We start from the raw sequence: 6,457 nt of genomic DNA, 5'->3' as shown, positions 1-6,457 counted from the left end.
GAGTCGCGACTCTCCTCCGCCGCAGAAAGGAATCAGGCGAAATGCTGTGTAAGAAGGCTGCGACCGTCGTCGCCGGAATCGTCCTCGCCATGGGTGTGGCCTCGCCCGCCTTCGCGGACGCCGAGGCGATCGGCGTGGCGGTGGGCAGCCCGGGTGTGCTGTCCGGCAACGTCGTCCAGGCGCCGATCCACATTCCGATCAACGCCTGCGGCAACTCCATCAACGTCATCGGGCTGGTGAACCCGACGGTCGGGAACGTCTGCGTCAACTCCTGACGCAAGAGATGAATGGGCCGGTTCCGGCCCGGGCGCACCGTGCCCGGCCGGGACCGGCCTCTCGTCATGCCTGGACTTCGTGGCGTGCCCGGCCCTTTGCCGCCATTCGAGCGAGGGGTTCTGACGCCTGATCAGGTGACTGCCTTTCTGGTCGGCTTATTAATCATATTTTCTGAGCACATCTGGGGCGACGGTACGCGGCGCGATGTGTGAAGGAGTATGGCCATGGCCCATGGGAACAGAAGAACGACGAGCAGGTGGCTGGGGGTGTTCACCGCAGGTCTCCTCGCCTCAGGTTCAGTCGTCTTGTCTTCACCGAGTCACGCCGCCGAATCCAACAGTTCACGGGACCCCAAACCCACCCTGTCCACCGCGCTGGGCGCCTATCTCGATTACGGCCCCCGCGGCGTCGCCCGCATCGCCGAGCTGTCGAAGTGGCTGGGCGGCAAGGAGCTGCGGGTCGGCCACACGTACCTGCCCGGGGACGTCTGGTCGAACATCGAGGGGAAGCCCGGCTTCCTGGAGTCCTGGGCGACATGGCGGAAGCAGAAGTCCGATCGCCTGTTCGTCCTCAACGTCCCCATGCTGGAGCAGAACGAGGCCGGCGTCTCCGACCAGGAGGTCCGACGCCAGCTGCGGCGCGGCGCGGCGGGGGAGTACGACCGGCACTTCACGGCCCTCGCGGAGCGGCTGGTCGGGCTCGGGGTGCCCGACACCGTCGTCGTCCTCGGCTGGGAGATGAACGGGATCACCTACACGCATCGCTGCGGGCCGGACCCGGAGGCGTGGAAGGCGTACTGGAACCGGATCGTGGGCGCGATGCGCGCGGTCCCGGGGCAGAAGTTCCGCTTCGACTTCACGCCGAGCCGGGGCCGCGACGCGGTGCCGTGGACCGAGTGCTACCCGGGCGACGAGTCGGTCGACATCATCGGCATGGACTCGTACGACCAGCCGCCGGGCATGGACTTCGACCGGCACATCAGCGAGCCGTACGGGCTGCAGCAGCACGTCGACTTCGCGAAGGCGCACGGAAAGCCGATCTCGTATCCGGAATGGGGGCTCTTCCGGAACGGCGACAATCCCGAGTACATGCGGCGCATGCTCGAATGGATGGAACAGCACAAACCGCTCTACCACACGATCACGGACTACTGCCCGCACGGGGTGTGGCAGTGTGCGGAGAATCCGCAGGCGGCGGATGTGTTCCGGAAGATGCTGTCGGATGTGGATCCGGCGGATCCGGTGGAGCCGACCGATCCGACGGAGCCTGTGGAGCCGACGGATCCGACCGAGCCGGATGTGCCGAACGACCCGGCGTGGCCCGTGGAGCCGTTGGACCCGGATGTGCCGAACGATCCGGCGTGGCCCGTGGAGCCGACGGACCCGACGGAGCCCGCGGATCCGGCCGACCCGTTCGAGCCGACCGATCCCACGGAGTCGGTCGACCCGACGGTGCCGCTCCCGCGGCCGGAGACGAAGCCAGAGACTCCTCAGCCGAAGCCTGAGCCCAAGCCCGAGCCGAAGCCGGAGCCGAAGCCGGAACCCAAGCCCGAGGCGAAGCCCGAGCCGAAGCCGGAACCCAAGCCTGAGCCGAAGCCGGAAGCGAAGCCCGAGCCGAAGCCGGAACCCAAGCCGGAACCGAAGCCGGAACCGAAGCCCGAGCCGAAGCCCGAGCCAAAGCCGGAAGCCAAGCCGGAGCCCAAGCCCGAGCCCAAGCCCGAGCCGAAGCCCGAGCCGAAGCCCGAGCCGAAGCCCGAGCCGGCACCCAAACCCGAACCCGAACCCGAGCCCGAGTGCCTGACCGTCAATCTCGGGACCTGGGTGGAGCAGTGGATCGGTGGGCCCGTCTGTGTCTCGACCGAGGGATGGAAGGACGACCTGGACGGCTTCTGGCCCTTCTGATCCGTCCCCCTCGTCACCACCGCACGGCGGCGGAGGTCATCCTCCGCCGCCGTGCCGCCGTCCGAGCAGCCGCCCCAGCCTCCCCCAAGCTCTCGGCTTCGCTTGAGCAGGGAGGACCCCCATCGCTTGCCGCGCCTGCCGGGCCGCCCAGCGCCGCGCTTCCGCCGCCGCCGCGCGGAGCAGCAGCAGCGGCCCGGTGCGCCGCCGGGCGAGCAGCAGCCGCCGGTTGCCGACGGTCTCGGGGCGCCAGTGGTTCTTGTACGGCTCGCTGCCCCGCAGCAGGCTCAGCGTCGTCCGGCCGCTCGCGTCGGCCTCCCGCGCCCCGTGCCGCAGCAGCATCGTCGCCACGTCGACCTTGCGTTCGCGCAGGCCGGGATCGGCGCCGTACAGGTAGCCGCCGGCGAGGCTCGGCGACATCAGCGTCAGGTCGGCGGCCACCACCTCGCCGCCGAGCCGGAACTCGGTCACCCTCGCATGGCCGCTGTCCACCATGGGCCGTACCGCGCGGGTCAGATGCGCGGCGAACCGGTCGCTGGTGTGCTCGGCGGTCACGCCACGCCCCTCCCACTGACGCTGATGCAGCGTCAGGAGCCGTTCCAGGGCGGCCGGTACGTCCTCACCCGGGACCACGCGCTCCTCGATGCCGAGCGCGTCGAGCTTGCGCAGCTTGGCGCGGGTGCGCTGGGCCTTGGCCGCGGGCATCCTCGTGAGCAGCGCGTCCATGGGGACGGCGGGCAGCTCCAGGCAGAGGGAGTCGTCGAGGCGGCGGCGCGGTCCGCGCCAGGATGCATAGACCCGCTCGGCCGCCGCGCCGGGCCGTACCTCGCGCAGGTCGATCAGGGCAGTGCGGGCCGCGTCGGCGAGCGCGGCGGCCAGTGCGTCGGCGGCCTCCGGGCACGCGTCGTCGAGCAGGACGTCGGAGAAGTCGGTGATCGCGCCGCCGAGCGGGGTGAGCACGGGCAGGGGCCCGCGGCGCAGCATCAGCGGGGCCGCGCCGACGAGGCGGCCGTCGGGCTGCCGGACGAGGTGGACCCGCAGGGCGCCGGGGGTGCCGTACGAGGTCCACCAGGAGTGCAGCCAGGCGTGGCTCTGGAACGGGGTGGCCGTACGGCAACGCGCGTACAGCGCCCCCCACTCGTCGGCGAGCCGCCCGAACTCCGCGCCGTCCCGGCAGACTTCGGCGGTGGTCACACCGACTCCGGCTGCGGGGAGGCGGCGGGGGAGGGGACGGCGGCGGTGGGCGGGACGTCGTGGGCGTCCTGCGGCCCCTCCTCCGCCCGCTTCGGCCGGACCAGCAGTGCGAGCCCGCCGAGGAGCCCGCCCGCGCAGCCGCCGACCAGCGCGGACAGTGGCGCGGACGGCGATACGGGGCTGGTCGGCTTCGTCGCGCGGGAGAACTGGACGACCTTGACGCCGGTGCCGGCGGACGTGTGGGTGCTGTTCTGCACGAGCGCGCGGGCGACCCCGTCGGCCATCGCGACGGCGGTGGCGGGGCGGGGCGAGCGCGCGGTCAGGGAGATCATCGGCGCGTCCGGGGAGGTCGCGGCCTGCACGTTCGCGCGCAGCGTCGCGGCCGAGACGCCGGCCCACACCTGGGCGTCCCCGGTCACCGCGAGGTCGGTGGCGACCCGCCCGTACGCCTGGGCGAAGCCGAGCGCGGCCGCCGGGTCGGACTTCTCGCCTGGGACGACGATGACGTAGCTGGTCGCCGCGTACTCCGGCGTCTTGACCAGCCCGTACCCGCCGCCGGCGACGGCGCCGAGCAGGACGGCCGCGGGCAGCGCCCACCATCGGGCGCGGGCCCGCGGCAGCGCGAGCGGGGACGGGTGTTCGGGGGCGGGTCGCTGGCTCATGGGTCGCTCGCTCACTTCACGGGGAGGGACTCGTACAGGTTCATCAACTGCCGGGCGCTGTGCGCGATGTCGTACCGGTACGCAGCGGCCGGCTGCGGCAGCCGCCCGAGCCGCGCCTCCCGAATGCCGCGCAGCGCGGAGATCAACTCGGGCACGGACTCCCCGATCCGCCGCGCACCGGGCGCGGCGTCCGGCGGCAGATCGTCGACCGCCGGGCAGGCGACGTACAGCACCGGCAGCCCGGCGGCCAACGCTTCGACGATCGCAAGCCCGAACGCCTCGTCCGGCGAGGTGGACACGAACGCGTCCATGGCGGACAGGAGGGAGGGGAGCGGGGGCAGTTCGGCAGCGGTAGCGAGGCGGCCCTCGCCCGCACCGGCGGCGGCCCTGCGGGCTTCGCCCGCGCGGGCGGCGTCGCAGCGGCCCGCGGCGGAGACAAGACCGTCCTCGCTCCGGCGCGGCGCGGCGAGGCGGTCGGCCTGGCCCTGGACCACCGGGGCGAGGCGGCTGTCCTGGCTTCGGCGCGCCGGCCCTGGGCCCGTCTCGCCTGGACTCGCCGTGCCGCCGCCCGGCTCGGTCGGGCCCGCGGCGCAGACGCGGCCGTCCTTGCTCCGGCCTTCCGCGCGGCCGTCCTCGCTCCGAGCCGCCGCGTGGACGAGGTCTGCCTCGCTCCGGCCGACCGCGCCCAGGCCGGCCGTGGCTCCGCCCGCCGCACCCCGCGGCGGGTCCTCGCACGCACCCGTCAGCAGCATCCGGTCCGCCGCCCCGCACTCCCGCGCCACCGTCTCCAAGCGGCCGCGCTCGTCGCCGTCGCCGACCAGCAGCAGGCGGGCCTCCGGGATCGAGGCGACGGCTCGGATCAGGCGGTCGAAGCGTTTGCCCGGGGCCAGGCGGCCTACGCCGCCGACTACGAACGCGTCCTGCGGCAGGCCCAGGCGGGACCGCGCCGCGCGGCGCGCGTCCTCGTCGAAGGCGAAGCGGGTGCGGTCGATGCCGTTGGGGACCACCTGGATCCGGGCGGGGCGTACGCCCCATGCCTCCAGGCGGCGCGCCACGCTCTCCGAGACCGCGACCGTCGCCGAGCCGAGCCGCTCCGTGGCCAGGTACAGGCCGCGGGTGCCCGCGCTCAGCGGGCGGCCCTCGATCTGGCTGTCGCCCAGTGAGTGCTCGGTCGCCACGACGGTCCGCACGCCGGCCGCCCGGGCCGCGATCCGGCCGTACACGCACGCCCGGTACAGGTGCGTGTGCACGACGTCGTACCGGCCCTGCCGGACCAGCCGTACCAGCCGCGGCAGCGCGCCGACGTCGCGGTTTCCGGCCATGCCGAGGTGGGTGACCGGGGTGCCGTCGGACGCGATGCCGCGCGCCACCGCGCCCGGCGCGGTGAGCGTGACGACCTCGCTCTCCACCGGCAGGTGCCGCAGCATCAGCCGCAGTTGCTGTTCCGCGCCGCCGATGTCGAGGCCGGTGATGATGTGCAGGACCTTCATGACAGGGCCGCCGCCCCGGCCGGGCGCCGCCGCCGCAGCGCGTGCAGGGCGTGCTTCGCGGCCAGCCGCCAGGACGTGTCGCGCTCCCCGACATGCACCCGCGGCAGCGCGTACGTGCTGGTCATCGGCCCCGGGCTGATGGCGCAGCCGTACTCGTAGCCCGCCTCCCGCACCGCGCGGACCGCGCGCGCGTCGACCTCCCCGTACGGGTAGCAGTACCCGTACGGCTCCGTGCCCGTGATCTCGCCCAGCAGCTTGCGGCTGCGGAGGGTGTCCTCGGCGAGCGTGGCGTCGTCGGCGGTGACGAGGGAGGTGTGCAGCAGCCCGTGCGAGCCGATCTCCATCCCCGCCTCGGCGATGCGCGCGATCTGCTCCTCCGTGAGCAGCGGTTTGCGCGGGCCGAGCCGGTCCCAGGTGTTCTCCCCGCCGAGTCGGCCCGGCAGCACGAACACGGTCGCGGTGAAGCCGTGCCGACGCAGCAGCGGCAGCGCCGAGTCCAGGAAGTCCGCGTACCCGTCGTCGAACGTCAGCCCGACAAGCCCCCGGCCCCGCCCGGCGGCCGTCGCGGCGAGCAGCTCGCGCACGGACACGCCGCGCAGCCCGCGGTCGCGGAGCCAGTGCAGCTGCCGGGCGAACCGGACGGGAGAGACCGTCACTTGGTACGGATCATCCGCGGTGTCCGCGATCGAGTGGTACATCGCCACCCACGGGGGCGGCGTCGGCAGCAGCCGGCGGATCCGTGCGCGGGCGCGGTCGGGGGCCGTGACAGCGGACATGGGCGAGTCTCCGTTGTGCGGGACGGAACAGGGGTGGGGCCTCGGGCGCCCGTACGGCGCGCGCGGCGGACGGCAGGAAGACGAGGGCGACGACCGCGCAGGCGGCGGCGATCCCGGCGGCGGGGGCGAGGGCGGGGGGCGCGGCGGCGTCGACGGCGGCC

At 73.7% G+C, this 6,457-nt stretch carries 5 protein-coding genes and 2 pseudogenes; 2 read left to right on the top strand and 5 right to left on the bottom strand.

What is annotated here, in order from left to right; genetic code table 11:
* Positions 1 to 41 precede the first annotated feature (41 nt).
* Positions 42 to 275 carry a chaplin gene (locus VIU94_RS36925; RefSeq protein WP_331918640.1) on the top strand — a complete coding sequence of 78 codons (234 nt, stop codon included), beginning with the start codon at positions 42 to 44 and terminating at the stop codon, positions 273 to 275.
* A gap of 225 nt (positions 276 to 500) precedes the next feature.
* Positions 501 to 1,500: pseudogene (locus tag VIU94_RS36920) on the top strand (glycoside hydrolase family 26 protein); the annotation flags it as partial.
* Positions 1,501 to 2,213: 713 nt separating this feature from the next.
* Here the strand turns inward: VIU94_RS36920 and VIU94_RS36915 are convergent.
* The 5 genes and pseudogenes from VIU94_RS36915 to VIU94_RS36900 form a co-directional block, all read right to left on the bottom strand.
* Complete coding sequence (locus tag VIU94_RS36915; protein ID WP_331918638.1) at positions 2,214 to 3,368, bottom strand: GNAT family N-acetyltransferase; 1,155 nt, start codon at positions 3,366 to 3,368, stop codon at positions 2,214 to 2,216.
* Complete coding sequence (locus tag VIU94_RS36910) at positions 3,365 to 4,030, bottom strand: YveK family protein (protein ID WP_331918636.1); 666 nt, start codon at positions 4,028 to 4,030, stop codon at positions 3,365 to 3,367. The genes VIU94_RS36915 and VIU94_RS36910 overlap by 4 nt, the downstream gene beginning before the upstream one ends.
* 11 nt (positions 4,031 to 4,041) lie before the next feature.
* A complete protein-coding gene (locus tag VIU94_RS44845; RefSeq protein ID WP_414721071.1) occupies positions 4,042 to 4,341 on the bottom strand; it encodes a glycosyltransferase in 300 nt (99 codons plus the stop codon).
* Positions 4,342 to 4,719: 378 nt separating this feature from the next.
* Positions 4,720 to 5,520, bottom strand: a pseudogene (locus VIU94_RS44840) (glycosyltransferase); the annotation flags it as partial.
* Positions 5,517 to 6,296, bottom strand: coding sequence for a polysaccharide deacetylase family protein (locus tag VIU94_RS36900; protein ID WP_331918632.1), 780 nt, complete (start codon positions 6,294 to 6,296; stop codon positions 5,517 to 5,519). The pseudogene VIU94_RS44840 and the gene VIU94_RS36900, both read right to left, overlap by 4 nt.
* Positions 6,297 to 6,457 lie beyond the last annotated feature (161 nt).

Source organism: Streptomyces sp. (assembly GCF_036566765.1).
Lineage (GTDB): Bacteria > Actinomycetota > Actinomycetes > Streptomycetales > Streptomycetaceae > Streptomyces.
Note: the sequence above shows the minus strand (reverse complement) of the source record. Positions and strands in the feature narration are given on the sequence as shown.